This is a genomic window from Flagellimonas sp. MMG031 (genome assembly GCF_040112705.1).
Lineage (GTDB): Bacteria > Bacteroidota > Bacteroidia > Flavobacteriales > Flavobacteriaceae > Flagellimonas.
On sequence record NZ_CP157804.1, the window covers coordinates 2,525,423 to 2,543,264 of the forward strand.

Annotated in this window: 18 protein-coding genes; 4 read left to right on the forward strand and 14 right to left on the reverse strand. The window is 43.9% G+C overall.

Annotated features, from left to right (window positions below):
• Positions 1 to 2: 2 nt before the first annotated feature.
• A complete protein-coding gene (locus ABNE31_RS11425; protein WP_349351219.1) occupies positions 3 to 629 on the reverse strand; it encodes a GntR family transcriptional regulator in 627 nt (208 codons plus the stop codon).
• 36 nt (positions 630 to 665) lie between these two features.
• A complete protein-coding gene (locus ABNE31_RS11430) occupies positions 666 to 1,136 on the reverse strand; it encodes a DUF5004 domain-containing protein (RefSeq protein WP_349351220.1) in 471 nt (156 codons plus the stop codon).
• A 143-nt stretch (positions 1,137 to 1,279) separates the two neighbouring features.
• Between ABNE31_RS11430 and ABNE31_RS11435 the strand changes: the two genes are divergently transcribed.
• The 3 genes from ABNE31_RS11435 (at position 1,280) to ABNE31_RS11445 (ending at position 5,076) form a co-directional block, all read left to right on the forward strand.
• Positions 1,280 to 2,071, forward strand: coding sequence for a hypothetical protein (locus ABNE31_RS11435; RefSeq protein WP_349351221.1), 792 nt, complete (start codon positions 1,280 to 1,282; stop codon positions 2,069 to 2,071).
• A 276-nt stretch (positions 2,072 to 2,347) separates the two neighbouring features.
• Entirely contained in the window at positions 2,348 to 3,718 is a 1,371-nt protein-coding gene (locus ABNE31_RS11440; RefSeq protein WP_349351222.1) for an aldehyde dehydrogenase, read from the forward strand.
• Positions 3,719 to 4,215: 497 nt separating this feature from the next.
• Positions 4,216 to 5,076 (forward strand): RNA polymerase sigma factor RpoD/SigA, encoded by an 861-nt coding sequence (locus ABNE31_RS11445; RefSeq protein WP_349351223.1) that lies wholly within the window; start codon positions 4,216 to 4,218, stop codon positions 5,074 to 5,076.
• Positions 5,077 to 5,441: 365 nt separating this feature from the next.
• On the opposite strand, the gene ABNE31_RS11450 is transcribed toward ABNE31_RS11445, so the two are convergent.
• The 12 genes from ABNE31_RS11450 to ABNE31_RS11505 all read right to left on the reverse strand — a co-directional run bounded on the left by ABNE31_RS11450 (position 5,442) and on the right by ABNE31_RS11505 (position 15,472).
• Positions 5,442 to 5,810: a DoxX family protein gene (locus ABNE31_RS11450; RefSeq protein WP_349351224.1), complete on the reverse strand. Its 369-nt coding sequence runs from the start codon at positions 5,808 to 5,810 to the stop codon at positions 5,442 to 5,444.
• A gap of 70 nt (positions 5,811 to 5,880) precedes the next feature.
• The gene (locus ABNE31_RS11455) at positions 5,881 to 6,417 is read right to left on the reverse strand and encodes a CIA30 family protein (protein WP_349351225.1); all 537 of its coding nucleotides are present in this window, start codon (positions 6,415 to 6,417) and stop codon (positions 5,881 to 5,883) included.
• Positions 6,418 to 6,586: 169 nt separating this feature from the next.
• Positions 6,587 to 7,258 (reverse strand): flavodoxin reductase, encoded by a 672-nt coding sequence (locus ABNE31_RS11460; RefSeq protein WP_349351226.1) that lies wholly within the window; start codon positions 7,256 to 7,258, stop codon positions 6,587 to 6,589.
• A 69-nt stretch (positions 7,259 to 7,327) separates the two neighbouring features.
• The gene (locus ABNE31_RS11465; RefSeq protein WP_349351227.1) at positions 7,328 to 7,750 is read right to left on the reverse strand and encodes an OsmC family protein; all 423 of its coding nucleotides are present in this window, start codon (positions 7,748 to 7,750) and stop codon (positions 7,328 to 7,330) included.
• Positions 7,751 to 8,020: 270 nt separating this feature from the next.
• A complete protein-coding gene (locus ABNE31_RS11470; RefSeq protein ID WP_349351228.1) occupies positions 8,021 to 9,121 on the reverse strand; it encodes an alkene reductase in 1,101 nt (366 codons plus the stop codon).
• Positions 9,122 to 9,185: 64 nt separating this feature from the next.
• On the reverse strand, positions 9,186 to 9,776 hold the full coding sequence (locus tag ABNE31_RS11475) for a Crp/Fnr family transcriptional regulator (protein ID WP_349351229.1): 591 nt from the start codon (positions 9,774 to 9,776) through the stop codon (positions 9,186 to 9,188).
• Positions 9,777 to 9,855: 79 nt separating this feature from the next.
• Positions 9,856 to 10,578, reverse strand: a complete 723-nt coding sequence (locus ABNE31_RS11480) for a class I SAM-dependent methyltransferase (RefSeq protein ID WP_349351230.1) — start codon at positions 10,576 to 10,578, stop codon at positions 9,856 to 9,858.
• A 9-nt stretch (positions 10,579 to 10,587) separates the two neighbouring features.
• The gene (gene ggt, locus ABNE31_RS11485; protein ID WP_349351231.1) at positions 10,588 to 12,285 is read right to left on the reverse strand and encodes a gamma-glutamyltransferase; all 1,698 of its coding nucleotides are present in this window, start codon (positions 12,283 to 12,285) and stop codon (positions 10,588 to 10,590) included.
• 188 nt (positions 12,286 to 12,473) lie between these two features.
• Positions 12,474 to 13,085, reverse strand: coding sequence for a hypothetical protein (locus tag ABNE31_RS11490; protein WP_349351232.1), 612 nt, complete (start codon positions 13,083 to 13,085; stop codon positions 12,474 to 12,476).
• Between the two features lie 146 nt (positions 13,086 to 13,231).
• Positions 13,232 to 13,660, reverse strand: a complete 429-nt coding sequence (locus ABNE31_RS11495; RefSeq protein WP_179385816.1) for a peptidylprolyl isomerase — start codon at positions 13,658 to 13,660, stop codon at positions 13,232 to 13,234.
• A gap of 110 nt (positions 13,661 to 13,770) precedes the next feature.
• On the reverse strand, positions 13,771 to 14,862 hold the full coding sequence (locus ABNE31_RS11500; protein ID WP_349351233.1) for an acyltransferase family protein: 1,092 nt from the start codon (positions 14,860 to 14,862) through the stop codon (positions 13,771 to 13,773).
• Positions 14,863 to 14,884: 22 nt separating this feature from the next.
• Complete coding sequence (locus tag ABNE31_RS11505) at positions 14,885 to 15,472, reverse strand: ankyrin repeat domain-containing protein (RefSeq protein WP_349351234.1); 588 nt, start codon at positions 15,470 to 15,472, stop codon at positions 14,885 to 14,887.
• 126 nt (positions 15,473 to 15,598) lie between these two features.
• On the opposite strand from ABNE31_RS11505, the gene ABNE31_RS11510 reads away from it, so the two are divergent.
• Positions 15,599 to 17,758, forward strand: a complete 2,160-nt coding sequence (locus ABNE31_RS11510) for a helix-turn-helix domain-containing protein (RefSeq protein WP_349351235.1) — start codon at positions 15,599 to 15,601, stop codon at positions 17,756 to 17,758.
• The last annotated feature ends 84 nt before the right edge of the window (positions 17,759 to 17,842 follow it).

Here is a 17,842-nt window from a genome sequence, read left to right on the forward strand (position 1 = left end):
GCTTAGCGTATTTGCGCTTCGATATGCTCCAAAATGGACATCCAATGCATCCGAAGGATCAAAGCGGCCGTGGGTACGTTATCTTCTTGAATGGCTTCGACCACGGAGCGGGTCTGTACCGCCAATTTCTTGAAAAACCCACCCTCTTGGATAAAATCATGCTCGTAAAAATGCAGCCTGAGCTTCAAATCCGTCAAGATGTTCAATAACACTTTATTGGAGCACTCCTTCACCAAGTGGTTGTGAAAATGGAAGCGCACGCCCAGTCCTTCCGTCAAACTCCCCACATTTTCCATTTGTTTCTGTAATGCCATCAACCGTTGTACATCAGCTGTCCCAAAAGAAGTGTTTTCTAGGGCCATCACTTCAAGTTGAGCCACAATTTCAATCAGATTCTTGACTTCGGACTTGGATAGGGGAGCTACCACAAAACCACGATTGGGAATCGCTTTGAGTACCTGTGCTTGCTCCAATTGGCTCAACGCCTCCCGAATGGGCGTCACACTAACACCGGTATCCCGGGATAGTGCCGCCAAATTGATGGTCTTGCCCACTTGCAGTCCGCCATTTTGGATTTGCTCCAGCAAATGGTCCTTGATGCGGTCCCGCAAAATGGATGGTCGTCCCATAATGGTGTTTTGTTACCTATTTGAAGTAAGAAAAGCCTATCGCTTTACATACACATAGCTCCGAACATCCGGCAAATCCTGTCCTTCGTTCAGGGTCATTTGGTTGCCGTTCAATTGTAGGGTGCCCAACGTTGTGCTTCCTTGAAAAACGACCTGTGTACCATCACTGGCCCATGCACCGGTAGCCTGAATGGAACCGTTGCAGTCCACAAAATACTGCCCGTTGGTAATGGTGGTAATGGTAAAGTTGGATTGTTGGAATTGATAGGTATTATCGGCATTGAAAGTAATGGTGCCAGAAATACAGTCCTGTTCATCAATGAGATTGGCAGAGGAAGTGCCATCATCATCCAAATCCAGTTGGCTGCTGACATTTACTGCGGTCAAATCCCAAGTGCCAATGAGTGCATCGGCGGAAAAGCCGGAGCCATTGCCATCGTCATCACTACAGGCTGTCAACAACACCATACTCGCTAGGCCCAAAAGGAAATTCGTTGTCTTTTTCATGCGTTTTATGCTTTTATAGGTTGAAAATAACACAATTTGAAGAATAATGGTGGCCCGGGCGGGCAATTCATCGATTTGAAGCCCCTTTTTACACTAAACCCTAGGGTGCGACGTTTTGCTAACACATCTTATAACCCAATACCATGAAGAAACTTACCTTAAAATTTGTATCGACCGCTTTTATAGCGATAGCCTTGATCGGATTTCAATCGTGTAGTGAGGATGGCATGCCCAACGAAGGGGAGGCCCTTACACAGGAAGAACTACAGACCATTTTGAGCACCGATGACATTGCCGGGGCCGCCGACACCGCCTTGGCTGAGCTTTTTGCCGGGGAGACCGTCGCAAAAGGAGCCACTGCCAAAGAAGGGGAGTGCTACAGCGCCGAATATTCCGATACCGGATTTGTGGCAACCTTTAACAATTGTGTGCTCAACGGAACGGACAATGTAAACGGAACAGTGACCGTAACCTACGAAGTAGGGGAAGAGGCATCGTCCTTTACGGCCACCTATCAAGATTTTTATGTGGGTACCGTAAAGATCAACGGAACACGAACCTTCGAAATTACTGGAAACGGTGAACAGAGCAGTGTTTCCTTTACCGTGGTCAGTGACATGACCGTGGAAATGGAGGACGAGTCCGTGATTTCCGAAAACGGGACCAAAACCTTTATCATTGCATTTGGCGATAGCTTGGAAACTACACAAATTTCCATTTCCGGCAACTGGACCGTTGCTGCGGATGGCAATACCTACGCGGTTGAAACCTTGGAAGATTTGCAAGGAAGTGCCGCCTGTGAGTATTTGACCTCCGGTAGCATGAGCGTTTCCAAAAACGGATTGTCCGTTATCGTGGATTTTGGTGAAGGAGTCTGTGACGATGTGGCCACCATCATCTATCCGAACGGAGCGACCGAGGAGATTAGCCTGTAAAGAAACTTGTCAGTTCGAGTGATTTTTCGGAAGAAAAATTGTAGCGAGAACCCATATTTCAAGCCAAAACCGATTAGCTGCGCTGAATCTTCGATTTCTCGATACCTGCCTACCGCAGGCAGGCCAAATTCCTTTGGAATTTAACTCGAATTGATGGTTTTGCGATAAGAAACTACCTAAGCACAGGGCATGAAAAAGAAAAGCACCGATTTGATGTCGGTGCTTATTTGTTTACATGCTACGGAGTTTACTTATATTTAGCGAAACAAAACTTCTATGGTCAAACAGCTGATACAGGCGCAACAGGAATTTTTTGATACCCAAAAAACCAAGGATGTCACCTTTCGGAAACACTATCTGAAAAAACTGCACCAAGAAATTTTGGAGCAGGAGGATGCCATTTGCGACGCGCTGTATGCCGATTTTAAAAAACCGGTTTTTGAAAGTCTGGCCACGGAAACCCAATTGGCCTTGGCAGAGCTCAAACATGCCATTAAAAATGTGGGCTCATGGAGCGAGCCGGAACGGGTAGGGGGGGCATGGGTTAATTTCCCGTCCAAAGAGTGGATACAGCCCGAACCCTACGGGAAGGTGCTCATCATTTCGCCATGGAACTATCCGTTTTTATTGGCCATTTCGCCATTGATTGGTGCCTTGGCAGCGGGCAACACTGCCTTGCTGAAACCCTCCGAGTTCAGTGTGCATACCTCTCGAATAATTTCACAAATCATCCGTAAGGTGTTCCAGCCCGAATATGTAACGGTGGTTGAGGGCGGAGTAGAGGTTTCCACCCAATTATTGTCCGAGAAATGGGAGTATATCTTCTTCACGGGGAGCACCCACGTAGGCAGGATTGTGTACAAAAGCGCTGCCGAACATCTTACCCCTGTGACTTTGGAACTTAGCGGAAAAAATCCCTGTATTGTGGATGCTACGGCCAACATATCGCTGGCAGCCAAACGTATTGCCTGGGGGAAGTTCATCAATGCGGGGCAAACCTGTATTGCGCCGGACTATATTTTGGTACACGCCTCTGTAAAACAGGCATTGGTGGATGCCTTGCAGCAACGGATTACCGAATTTTATGGTACAGAATTGGAAAAATCACCGGATTTTGCCCGTATTGCTACTGAAAAACATTACAACGAGCTGAAATCCATGCTCGAAGGGCAGACCTGTCTGTTTGGGGGCAGCTATACGGATGAGGACCTATTTATAGCGCCGACATTGGTGGACGAGCCGGCGCTGGACAGTACCATTATGGAAGGGGAGATTTTTGGCCCCATTTTACCCTTGATTTCGTATACCGAAGAGGACGAATTGGACACCTATATTTCCAAATACCCGAATCCGTTGGCGTTCTATGTGTTTTCCAGGGACAAAAAGTTTCAGAAACGTTTGATGGGACACTATTCCTTCGGCGGCGGAACCATAAACGATACCGTGGTACATATCAGCAATAAGGAATTGCCATTTGGTGGCGTGGGCCAGTCCGGGATTGGTGGTTACCATGGCAGGCATACGTTCGATTTGTTTTCCCACAAAAAATCCATGGTAAAACGTGCGACTTGGTTGGATGTGCCATTGCGCTACGCGCCGTATTCGATTTCCTTAAAGCTCGCGAAGAAAATTAAGCATATGTTTTGATGAAACCTTGGCCTAATTACACAAAAAAATAAATTATACGGAAAGATGGGGAGCGGGGTTATTTTATAGTATTCTGGAGGGTTTGAAATATTCTATTTTACATAATATAAATTATAGTACAGATAATATCAAAGCAAATTACGTATAGCTGTGCTATTTGATATAAAATCAGTTCTGATGCTTTAGCGTCATAACGATACCGATTTTATGTTAAAGCCATTTGCTTTACACATTCGTTGTTTTATTTCCACAGTAGCATTTCGCCGTCAAATAAAATCATCTGCCAGATAATTTTATTAGCCTTATACCTCAAAACAGATGATGTCAATATTCAGTGTATTTTTAATAAAATGGTATGTTTTCTTGATTATCAACACCAAAAAGGATAAAAAAACGTCTTTTTATATATTTTATTTAAAGAAAATCCACTTTTACTAGGATTTTTGCAAAAAATGTTTAATTTATTGTAAATAAGAATGTTACACTAAAAATAATATATGAGGCAACTAAAGATTACCAAACAAATTACAACCAGGGATACCAAATCATTAGAAAAGTATTTTCAAGAAATCTCCAAAATTGAATTGATCACTGCGGACGAGGAAGTAGAACTGGCAAGAAGAATTCGTGAAGGTGATCAAGCTGCCCTTACCAAATTGGTCAATGCGAATCTACGTTTTGTCGTATCTACCGCAAAACAATACCAGGGAAGCGGCTTACGGCTCTCCGACTTGATCAATGAAGGGAACATAGGTTTGGTAAAAGCTGCCAAACGCTTTGATGAAACTAGGGGTTTTAAATTTATCTCCTATGCGGTTTGGTGGATCAGACAATCCATATTACAGGCCATTTCACAAAACTCCCGTATGGTCCGGTTGCCGCTCAATAAAATTGGTGAAATAAGTAAAATAAAGAAAGTCTTTTCGGCCTTGGAACAAACCCACCAAAGGCCTCCCAGCGCTGCCGAAATAGCAAAAGAGCTCGATATGACTTCTGCTAAAGTGAAATTGGCCATGAAAAACTCCGCAAGACACCTGTCCATGGATGCGCCTTTTAAGCAAGGTGAATCCGGCAACCTTTACCATGTGGTCGCATCAAAAGACAGTATGCGCCCCGACGATAAAATGATTCAGGATTCCTTGAGTGCCGATATTGACCAAGCTTTAAAGACCCTCCCGGAGCGTGAAAGCGAAATTATACGTCTTCATTATGGTCTTGGTGAACGAAGCCCAAAAAGTTTAAGTGAGATAGGTGAACTATTTGATATCACTAGGGAACGCGTACGACAAATTAGGGAAAAAGCCATCCGAATGTTGCGAAGACGTTCGCACAACGAGATTTTACAAGCATACCTTTAACAGGTAAGCTACTTTTGATTGAGTCTCCCACCATCATCTCAGGAATTTCTTTTTTGTTTTTTGGTCTAGGTTGTTTTGTGTCGAAGAAAATGAAAGTGGAATTTGAAAGATACGGCCTGCCCACCTACCGAAAATTGATCGGGGCACTTCAATAATTGGGTGGCTTGGGGCTGCTCGTTGGTCTGACCTATTCTACTACCCTACAGTTTTCTGCTGCCTTGGGGTTATCCATTTTGATGTTTTTGGGCTTTTTGGTACGGCTGAAAATCAGGGATGGCATTCTACCTTCCACCCCTTCCCTAGCCTACGCATTGTTGAATGCGTTTATCTGTTACCAACTATTTTAAACTTCTTGTTGGCCGCTGTTATAAAAATGGGAAAGCGATGTACAAACACATCAACAGAAACAAGAATGCCGGAAACGATTTCTTGAGAGGGTCGTTAATCTTAAAATGCATGGCCACGGAGCCAGATAGTAAAATGGCCAAGCCAAGTGCAGCAGGTTGACGCAGTACCGGATACCAAATGGCCGCTATAAGTCCCAATGCCAAAATGACTTTAAGCGTACCCACAAGGTAGCACATCCAAACGGGAAGTCCGTACACTTTAAATTCTTCAATAATCGTGGTAGCGTTTCCTCCCCGCCATTGTGTGGGCTTTTTATTTTGTACCAGCCAAACATTGAGTATACTGATGGCAACAATACATTGTAAAATAATGGCAATATAATCCATGTGATTTCTTTTAAATGCTTTTAAATGCTTTTAAATGCTTTTAAATAAATAAGTTATAATTCATTCTTGGTTACTCCAAGTAGATTCTTTCAATTTCCAGAGAGAATGACTCATTACGCTTATTTCCGATCAAAAAAGCAATTTCGGCAATTACTTCACCAGCATAATTGGGTTCGTTCAACTTGTAGCCCCTAAACATCGGTACAAAATCATTAAAAGCTAACTTTATAGTTTCCCAATCTCCTGACGTTTCAAAACTGTTGATATAGGAAAAGCGTTGATAAGGATTGCTCTTTATTCGGAACTGGTACCTTTTACCATCTCCTTTTAATTTGATAACGACAGTGGAAAATGGCATGACATCTTTATTGTCCAACTTATAATGTACGGAAGAAAAACCGCCATTGTTTTCTGTAGTAACGTACCCTTTAAAAACGCCATGGCCGTTACTGTTGATGCTGATGTTTCCTTGGGATAAACCTCCCATAACGCCGTCATCCACAATAAACCATTGACCCTTATTATCATTTTGGGTAAAATCATAAATAAGGGATGAACGGTCTTGGGACATGACGGTAAAAAATAATAGTAGTGCTAAAACGCTCATATTGTTTAACTAATATAACAAAATATTAAACAAAAAAGAGGTTTGCCTTTTAAAGAATGGGGTTTTAACGTGTATTAAGGGATATCGCATTGTAAATATGTTGTTTTTGAAGGTGTTCATATCCTTTTGATAATGAACAATTTACCTAAACAAAAACATCACTGAGCATTTAGGAGAGTTCCTCAGCAACCATTTGTTCTTTGGAAATGCCTAGGTTTTCCAAATCCTTTTGTACCGATTCCATCATAGGTGGCGGTCCACAGAGATAAAATTTGGCATTTGTATCTGGGATATGTTCCTTTAAAAATTCGGAATCCATCATACCATGCGCATACTTGCTGTTTTGCTCTTCAGAAAGAATATTGATAAAGTCCTTGCCCAACCATTTTTCAAACTGGGATTGCATGATAATATCCTTTTCGCGCTTGTTGGCAAACAACAACCGATTGCCTTCGAGCTTGCCCTGCTCAGCCAAATGCCTAAATATTGCAATAAAGGGGGTTACTCCCGCCCCACCGGCCAAAAATACGCCGGGACCTTGGTAAGATATGGCGCCCCAAACGTCTTCCAACAATAAATGGTCGCCCTGCTCCAAGGTTTGCAGGGTATCGGTTACCCCGTTGTGGTCGGGATACACCTTTATGGTAAACTGTAAAAAGCCATCTTCGGGAAGTCCCGTAAAGGTAAACGGGCGTTTTTCGTCCCGCCAATCTTCCTTATCGAGGGCAACTTCGGTGGCCTGACCGGGCTCAAAATGATAATCGGCAGGTCGCTCCGTTTGTATTTGAAGCACGTCGTGTGTGATAAAACCTATTTCTTGAATCTTTACTTGATGTGGCATGTACTGTTTTTAAAATTTTGTGATTTGATTTATTTCTGCAATAGCTTTTAGCTATTGGCTTTCGCCGACCTATTTTTTCAAGGTTACCTTGAGTTCAATTTTTGTATCCAATAGTTTTGAAATGGGGCATACTTCTTTGGCCTTGTGCGCTATTTGCTGAAATTGCTCGGCATCGATATTGGGGATATCCCCTTTTAAGTCCAAGGCCACTTGGGTAACGGCTCCATCCTCAAACGTTACGGTAGCAGCGGTATCCAAACTATCGGGTGTAAATCCTTCCTCGCCCAGTAAAAAACTCAACTGCATGGCAAAGCAACCGGCATGGGCCGCTCCTACCAATTCTTCGGGGTTGGTGCCTTTTTTGCCGTCCTCAAAACGGGTATGGAACGAGTAAGGTGTACCGTCCAATACGCCACTGGCGGTTCTTAGGGTTCCTTTTCCTTCTTTGCCCGAGCCTTTCCACTGGGCTTCTGCTTTTCTTGTAAATTTCATGTATGCTGTTTTTTGTGTTTGTAATTCGTTGTGTGTGGTGACTAAAACTTGTCAGCTCGAGGAATTTTCCGAATGAAAATTATGTCTGTCTATCTTCGGACAGGTCGAAAACTTTAATTTCAAGTCTAAAATTGGTTCTCGACTGCGCTCGAACTGATGGTTTTTAGTTACTCCCCCGGTTTGCTGGCAGGCAAGTAAAGTTTTCTTCGGTTTCGACTACGCTCAACCATCGAAAATCGAACTGATAGTTTTAGCCTCTGGAATTTTTAATTAGGCCTCTTGCTTGATATCGGCCTTGGGATAATCGGTATACCCCTCTTTGCCGGGAGTATAAAACGTATCCTTGTCCCAATCGGCCAGTTCCAAATTATGTTCAAAACGCTCTACTAAGTCAGGATTGGAGACATAGGGCTTACCATAGGCCACCAAATCTGCATTTCCAGACTCAATGACCCTATTACCGGAATCTTGGTCAAATCCGCCATTGATCATCAACGTACCATTATATAGCGGCCTAAAGTGTTTGGCAATTTCCGTTACCGCAAAAGGAATATCGGACACATCCGTAAAGGGTTCGGATAGATGGATGTAGGCCAAATTGTAATCGTTCAATTTTTTGATGATGTATTCAAAGGTGGGGATGGTATCTTCATCCATGGTCATCCCGAACACGCCGTGCAATGATGGATTGAAACGGGCCCCTATTTTTTCTTCTGGAATCACTTCTTTGACCGCATCCAAGACTTCAAAAAAGAAACGTGCTTTGTTTTCATGGCTTCCACCATACTCATCCGTTCTTTTATTGGATGTGCTATTAAAAAATTGATGGAACAGATAGCCGTTGGAGGAATGGATTTCCACGCCGTCGAATCCAGCTTCCACCGCATTTTTGGCGGCATTTTTGAAATCTTCCACTGTGGTTTTGATATCCTCCTTGGTCATTTCCTTTGGGGTGACGGTATCCTTGAAACCATCAGGCGTGTACGATTGCTCGTTCGGGTTCAGCGCTGAAGGCGCCAACGGCAATTCTCCATCATGGAAATCAGGATGTGAAATCCGACCCACGTGCCACAATTGGATAAATATTTTTCCGCCCTTGTCGTGTACCCGTTGGGTCACTTTTTTCCAGCCCTCCACTTGGGCTTTGGTGTGTATTCCCGGGGTGTTCACGTATCCTACCGCACGTTCTGAAACTTGGGAACCTTCGGTGATGATCAAACCTGCGGAGGCACGTTGCTCATAATACAAGCCATGAAGTTCATCTGTAGGTTTGTTGTCCTCGTTGGCGGCCCTACTTCGCGTCATGGGTGCCATTACGATTCGGTTTCTTAGGCTAATGTTCTTGTTGTACGATGTAAGTAATTGTTGCATATATCTGTTTTTGATTTACAGAAATATACCATTTGGAAAGGCTAAAATGATTGACCTAAATCAATTAGGTTTTTTTTAACGCTCGCAATTTTCTACGCGTACGGCTCAAACTCTCCGCAGAAATCCCCAAATAATTCGCAATTTGATAGTTGGGAACACGGCCATCGATATTCGGATAGCCTTCGCAAAATTCCAGATACCGCTCCTTTACGGTTTTTCCCAAGGAGGACAAAATCCGTTTGCGGAGCGAAATAAAGGCACTGGTGACCAATAACCTAAAATAGCGTTCAAATATGGGAGCCTCTTCCAATAGCCTTTGTAGATCATCATGATTGATGGCCAACAAAGTGGAATCCTCCAAGGCTTCAATGTATAATTTGGAGGGCACCCCATTGTAAAAGGCGTCAAAATCTCCCAACCACCAGTTCTCTATGGCGAATTGCACAATGTTCTTATTTCCCTTTTTGTCTAAATAATAGGCCGTTAAACAGCCTTTCACCACAAAATACTCATGCTTGACATAAGTGTTGGGATACAGCAAAAACTTGCCTTTGGCCACCGTGACCTCCCGCAGTTTTGAAGTGAACAGATGCAGGTCCTCCGGTCTGGGGTTTACCTGTGATTTGACGTGTTCGGTTAAAGATTTGTGGTTCATAGCTATTAGAAAAGATAGCGTAGGGGTTACTTGTGGGGTTTATTGAGCAAAGGAAAATCAATGTTCGGCACAGACGGCCTTACTGTTTAATGAATACCATGCAATGTTGCCATGGTAAGTTACCTACATTTCGCTCCAAAATGAAGCCCGCCGCGTTCATTTCCTTAACGGCCTGCGCCTCGGTCATTTTGTGTAATTCCTTAATGGGCACCGACCTATCTTCCCCACGATATTCGATCAAAAACAATTCACCCTTCGGTTTTAATGCCTTTTTGATGGAAGCGATCATTTCCTTCGGGAAGTTGAATTCGTGGTAGACATCCACCATCAACACCTTGTCCATCGAATTTTCGGGAAGGTTCACACTTTGCTCGCCACCCTTCACGATTTGGATGTTCTGAACGTTTTTTGCTTCCATTTTTTCCTGTATCGCAGCCAACATCTCCTCTTGAATATCCACCGCAAAGATGGTTCCTTGATGAGCCATGGGCGCCATTTTAAAAACGTGGTAACCCGAACCTGCCCCGATATCGGCAATGTGATCCGTGGGCTGTATGTCCATGTTTTTCAATAGCGTAGCGGTGTTTTCCTCTTCTTCGCGTTCTGGTCGCTCCAACCAGTTCATCCCTTGGTAGCCCATCACATAGGCTATTTCACGACCCATATACCACTTTCCGATACCGTTTGGGTCCCCTTTTTTATACACATAGTCTTGGGAATCGTTCTTGGTTTGCCCGTTACAGGAGCACAGCAAGAACAGTCCTGTGACCATTGCTACTATGGTTGACTTACTTCTGAACATATTTTTGAATTAATACCCGGCAGCCTGACCGTCCTTTCTGGACTCCGAAGCCCCGGTATACACTTTGTTTTCCAAATCCACCCCAATGGCCTGATAACCACCGAACATCCCGACACCAAAGCCGATACGATGTCCTTTTTCGCTCAATTCCCTCAGGGTTTCGGGTGTAAAACCGCTTTCAAGGTACAAAGTACCGCCATTGGTCATGACGGAACCCGTGGGTTGCGAGCTACCACGGTGGCGCATTCGTGGTGCATCCCCTGCTTCTTGCAAGTTCATGCCAAAATCAACCACATTGACCACAATTTGTGCATGGCCCTGCGGCTGAACTGCCCCTCCCATGAGCCCAAAACTGACCCAAGGCTTGCCATCTTTGGTGATAAATGCTGGAATAATGGTGTGGAACGGACGTTTGCCCGGTTCCAAGGCATTCGCATGGCTTCTATCCTGCACATTGAACATTTGCCCACGATTCTGAAGCACAAAGCCCAATCCGTCCGGTACCATACCCGATGCAAATTCGGAATAAATACTTTGTATTAAGGAAACCATATTGCCGTCTTTATCGGCCACGGTCAAATACGTGGTGTTGCCCGTTTCTATTTCCATATCGCCAGCCGGATAACTATCAGCCGCCTTGTTGAGGTCTATGAGGTTCCTCCGCTCAGCAGCATAGGCATCCGACAAAAGTGTTTCCAAAGGAATATTGTTGAATTCAGGGTCGGCGTAAAACTTGGCCCGATCTTCATAGGCCAACTTTTTGGCCTCGGTGAGTACATGCAAATATTCAGCGCTACCAAAACCCATTTTGGCAATATCAAAGCCTTCGAGAATGTTCAACATCTGTAAGGCAGCGGTACCCTGTCCGTTGGGCGGCAATTCCCAAACATCGTACCCACGATAGTTTATGGAAACCGGCGTTACCCAATTCGAGGTGTGACTGGCCAAGTCTTCATAGCTTAAAAATCCACCGTGTTTTTTCATGTAGCTATCAATGGTCTTGGCAATGGAACCTTTATAGAAGGCATCACGTCCTTTTTTGGCAATGATTTCGTAGGTATTGGCCAAATCTTTATTGACAAATACCTCGCCTTTTACGGGCGGCCTTCCCTTGGGCATATAGGTTTGGGCAAAGCCGGGTTGGTCTTTAAGCGCTTCATAGCTAGATGCCATCTCGTAAGCGATCACTTCGGATACCGGAAATCCGTTGTTACCATAATCGATGGCGGGTTGCAGGATATCCTCCATGGGTAAGCGTCCAAACTTTTCGTGCAAGGTGAACCATCCGTCTACACAGCCCGGAACCGATACTGGGAGTGGGCCATAAAAAGGAACGTAGGACAAGCCTTTATCCATAAAATAATCGATGGTCAAGGATTGGGGCGCCCTCCCACTTCCGTTTAAGCCATATAATTTCTGTTCTTTGGCCGACCAAACGATGGCAAATACATCTCCGCCGATACCACAACTAGCCGGTTCCACAAGTCCGAGCACAGCGTTGGCCGCTATGGCGGCATCCATGGCGCTACCCCCCTTTTTTAAAATATCCAAAGCAACTTGGGTGGCCAATGGCTGACTTGTGGCCGCCATGCCATTTTGTGCCAAAATTTCGGAACGGGTGGTAAAGGTTTCGCCGGTTAGTCGGTCTTGGGCTTGTGCCCAGGTGCCCATGAGGACCACGAGCATGAGGGATGACAAAAATTTCATTTTCATTTTTTTAGGACGCCGTCATTTGGTGGGTCAACATCATCCAAAAGGCGACATTGGGTTGATTACTGGTTTACATCCCTAAAGATAAGGATTGTGTGTCCAATCCATATGGAAATTGAACGTTTACAACTCATTTGAAGGCAATAATGCCGCCCTGGACCCATAAACGGGACATGCTGAACCGACTATGGAGTGCAATGGACAACACAAAACTCATACAGCTCTGGAACGCTTTGTATTACTGAGGTTTCCGAATAAAGTTCTTCTACCACTTCAGGGCAATCTGAAAAATAGGATGCCAACGCCTTCTTTCTAAATCCGAGAATACCTTGGGTTACTCTCACCAATCGTGTGGATCCTGGTTTGTAAAAAAAGGGAATGAAGTCCAAATAGGAATTATCGTCATGAACAAAATACTGTTCCAGATACATCAACTCCTCTGATCTGCGAACGACTTTCAAAAAGGTTCGTGGTGACGATTTATCTGCGTAGTATCGAAAGGTAAAAAAGCGACTTTCTTCCCGAAACGGCATCGAAATAAAATGCTCGCCCTGAAATCCATATCCCAAAATATCATCAGGGCTGTACCTAAAGGTCCTCCCCTTCCCCTCTTTTTTAAACCTGACCTTGTTGTACAAGGACACAAAAGGCTCTGGAGACCGGTCTTTAAGGAGTCCCTGGATGGTATCGCCGTCCAATTCGATGATATATCCTGGCTGAAATGTTCTTTTCTGGGCCAGTATGGATTGTAAACCCAAAAATAGCAGCAATAGGAATAGGAAGCGGTTTCTTTTCATATCATTTTTTTGACGCCTATCCTAAAGTACCACATTTTATAGCTTGTTACCCGAAAAACTTTTTTGAAAGACTACGGATTATTGTCTCAAAACAAAAAAGCCCCGTCAAACAGACGAGGCTTTTATATGCTATTTGAAATTCTTGCTTACAGAATCTCTACCACTTCAAGGTCAAACACCAAATCGTGTCCGGCCAACGGGTGATTGGCATCCAAAATGATGTCGTTTTCCTCTACTTTGGCCACCCTAAACTGTTGTTGCTGTCCCTCAGCGTTGGAACCTACCAAGCCCATGCCCACTTCGGGCTTTAGGTCCTCAGGTAGTTGGGACTTTGATATTTTCTGGAAAAGGGACTCATTCACTTCGCCGTACGCATCTTTTTTATCGATGGTAATGGTCTTTTTTTCGTTCACGGCCATATCGATAAGCCCTTTTTCAAATCCAGGTATAAGCTGACCCTGTCCCAAGGCTACTTCCATAGGCTCACGCTCCAAAGAACTGTCAAACACCTGTCCATTGGTCAATTTACCCGTGTAGTGCACTTTTACAGTGTCATTCTCTTTTACTGTACTCATAATTTTTGTTTATAGTTTTAAAATCAAAACGTTGCAAATATACAGGGTATAAAATGGTTAAACGAAGGACTGGCGTATTGGTTTTCCAAAAAGGAGGTTAAAATCGTACCTTAGCCCTCATTTATCATCATTTTGGATGTTATCTTAGGGATTTGCTTTCCTTTCAGTCCAAATAATGGCCGTAAGAAACCTATTCTTCTGATCACAAACTCATACAGGATGTAGCAGATTGCAAAGGTGAGTACGGTAATGGCCACAAATTGTACTAATGGATGCATCTCCATAGGCAAGATCAACCAAGCCGCCCCATACATCACAAACATATGGATGATATAAACGGGATACGCTGCTTGACTCAAATAAACCAATAAGGCACTTGGTTTATTCAGATAACGATAACCAAGACCGAACACCCCAAATATCCAGCAATTGGATTCCAATGCCATCAGATATCCCGGAGCTTCCAATTGAAACTCCACATATCTCAATAGGTATAATGCTGCGGCCAAAGCGATATAGGCCCATCTCCATTTTTTTACGGTTTCCCAAAATCCACGCCCGCTGTAAACGAACAGATAACCAAAAAAGAAGGCCAAAGCTCCGAGGGCAAATCCATGCCACGTCTCCGCATACAGGGAATATATCTGCGGTTTGACCCAAATGGCCTCGAGCATAAAAAAGAGGGAGACCAACAGGGGTCCACCGGGATGGGACATCATTCGATTCAAAAATCGGTGGAATCTACCTTCTGTGTTACCTTTCAACACGTAGAAAACGGGCAAAAACATCAGCACATAAACAAAAATATTGCCCAAAAACCACAGGTGGCCCATATGTGGATAATATCCCAAAGGCAGTTTGTAGAATTTTTGGAAGAGGAACATATGCAAAGGAGCAATAGCTACAATACCAAAAAGCAACGGCAACAAAATCCTTCTGGTCCGCTCTCCGATCAACTGTTTCCAGTTTCGTTTTCGCATGGCAAAATAAAGCCCCATGCCCGATACGAAGAATAGGATAGGAATACGCCAAACATTGAGCATGGTCATCGGGGTCCACAAACTTTCCAAAGATTGCTCGCTTCGTACAAAGCCTACGAACATGGCCCAAGGCTGAAATATAATGGCAATGTGATAGATCAATAGCAAGGCAATTGTGATTACCCGCAACCAATCAATATCGTGTCTACGTGCTGTTTTCATGACTTATCGTTTTTTTGATGGATTATTGAAGCATTACGGCGATGGTGGGACGGGTGGCTTCCACTTCTTCCAGGTCCAACTGAAGGCCTATAGGTCCCAATTGTTGCTGCATCATTTCATAGATAGGCTTCACCTCGGCAAAAGAACCCACAATAGTTTCTCGGGGGGTGGCCCCATAATTGTTCTTCAAATTCTTGTCGGCACCCGCATCCAACAACATTTGGACCGCTTCCACTTTACAAAAGAAGGCAGCTACGTGCAGTGCCGTGGAACCGTCATTGTTTTTGATGGATAAATCAGCTCCAGCATCGATCAGACTTTTCGCGATATCCTTTTTGTCAAAAGTGATTGCGGTAATCAATGGGGTCGACCCGCTAAGTGGGTCCTTTTCATTGATATCGGTTCCTGCCTCGATATGCTGTCTCACGGCTTCCAAATCGCCAGTAACCACAGCCGCCGACAATGGTGTTTTGGGAGCCTTTACTTGTGTTTTCATGGAACCCTGTTGTTCCGGTTTGGATTTTTGCTGTCCGCAGGCAGATAAACTTATCGATACAATAAGTAGTGCATACATTAGATGTTTCATGGAATTGTTTTTAAAATTTTTCATGACTTTTCGTTTTAAGTGTTGAACAATAATTTTTACATTACAAAGATTCCCCAAAGCCTGATGCAGTACCAATCACCTATGCTGCGATATATATAACCCCTGCACTGTCCATAAAAATTATGGCGCATGGATATAAACTATGCGGCAAAAGGGGCATTTTTCCCGTGGGGAGGAAACGTTTATATTTGTACAGACCGCGCAGCTATCAATCTGCAAACCAAAATGCTAGACAAACCCAAAGGGCAGAAATTTACCGATGAGGCCAAGGCCATCATACTCGAGCATTTGAGCGATGAGCACTTTGGTGTTTCGGAATTGGCCAAAGCCATGCACATGAGCCGTTCCAGTTTGCTGCGGAAATGCAAAAAACAGACCCAGTTATCGGCCAGCCAGTTTATTCGAAAAATCAGACTGGAAGAGGCAATGGGATTGCTACAAGAAAACGATCAGACGGTTTCCGAGATTTCATATCAAGTAGGTTTTGGAAGTGTCTCCTATTTCATCAAGTGTTTTCGCGAACATTACGGTCATCCCCCGGGCGAAGTTGGCAAACATGGATTTCAGGACGCAGGGACCGAAATAGCCGCTCCCTCCTTTTTTAGAAGATACCGTTGGGCCCTCCTTGCCATGGTACTTGTGATTGGTGGCGGTCTTATTTGGTTACTGATTCCCTCCTCTTCTTCCCAAAAAAGGGTGGAAACAGTTTCGCTGGAAAAGTCCATTGCCGTACTCCCCTTTAAAAATGAGAGCAGTGATTCCACCAACCTTTATTTTGTCAATGGTTTGATGGAAGCCTCTTTGGGCAATCTTCAAAAAATTGAGGATTTACGGGTCATTAGCCGTACATCAGTGGAAAAATACCGGAATACCAATCAGAACATTGGAGAAATCGCCGCTGAGCTCAACGTGAATTATATTGTGGAAGGTAGTGGTCAGAAGATAGGCGACCAAGTCATGCTCAACATCCAATTGATCGATGCGGTAACCGACACACAGGTTTGGGGCGAACAATATACCCATCAATTGGTGGATATTTTCGCAATACAAAATGAAGTGGCCAAAAAAATAGTAGATGCCATCAAAGCGCAAGTAACACCTTCGGAGTTGGAGCAGATTGACAAAAAACCTACGGAGAACTTGGTGGCTTACGATTATTACCTAAAGGCACAAGAGCCGTTTAACAGAGGAACCGTAGAAGGTCTTCTGGAGGCCATTCCCCTATTTGAAAAAGCCGTTGAAGAGGACCCTGAATTTGCCTTGGTTTATGCAGATTTGGCCATAGCTTATTACTATCTCGACCTGTATAAAAAACAAAAACAATATACAGAGACCATTAATAATTATGCAGACAAGGCCCTGCTACATGATTCCAAACTAACAGAAAGCTTAATTGCAAAGGCCTTGTATTATATGCACATTGGGGATTATCGGTTGGCGGTCCCACATTTGGAAAAAGCTTTGGAATACAACCCCAATGCTTCAGGTGTAATCAATATTTTATCTTCCATTTACTCCAATGCCCTCCCCAATACCGGAAAATATTTGGAATATGCCCTAAAGGGCATTCAGTTGGATGTGTCGGAAAACAATATTACGCAAAGCTATACCTATCTCCACCTTAGCAATGCACTTGCTCAATCCGGTTTTACGGATGAAGCCTTGTTATACATCAACAAGTCGCTCGAAACCAATCCGGACAATGAATACGCTCCCTATTTAAAGGCGTATATCCGATATGCCAAAAACAAGGACATCAAACAAACATTGAACAGTTTGAAACGCGAACTGATAAAGGACACCACCCGACTCGACATTTTGCAGGAAGTAGCCAAATTGCACTATTTTCAAAAAGAATATGATAGTGCCTATCAGTATTATAAATCGTTCAACGACATCAGGAAAGCAATGGGGTTGGGCATATATCCGCAAGAGGACATAAAAATAGGCTACACGTATGAAAAAATGGGGTTTCAGGAGGAAGCGGACCAGCTATTTGCTGCTTACGCCGACTATTGCGAACATGATCAGTCCATCTATCAACCAGCCAGCATGGCGGTACTTTATGCCTACGAAGGCAAATTGGACGAAGGCATTGCCCAATTGGAAGCTTTTGCGGCCAAAGACCACTTTCAGTATTGGATTGTGCTGTTCATGGGATTAGACCCCGTATTCCAAAAACTTGAAACACACCCCGGCTATGAAGCGGTGATGCAGAAAATAGTCGATCGTTTTTGGGAAAACCATGACCGTTTGGAAAAAACTCTGGAAGCCAAAGGATTACTCTAGCCATAGGCCGTTATTGCCGAAAAATTTTAGTCCATGAACAAAAATAAGCCTGCTCCCAAAGGAAGCAGGCTTATTATTTTTGAA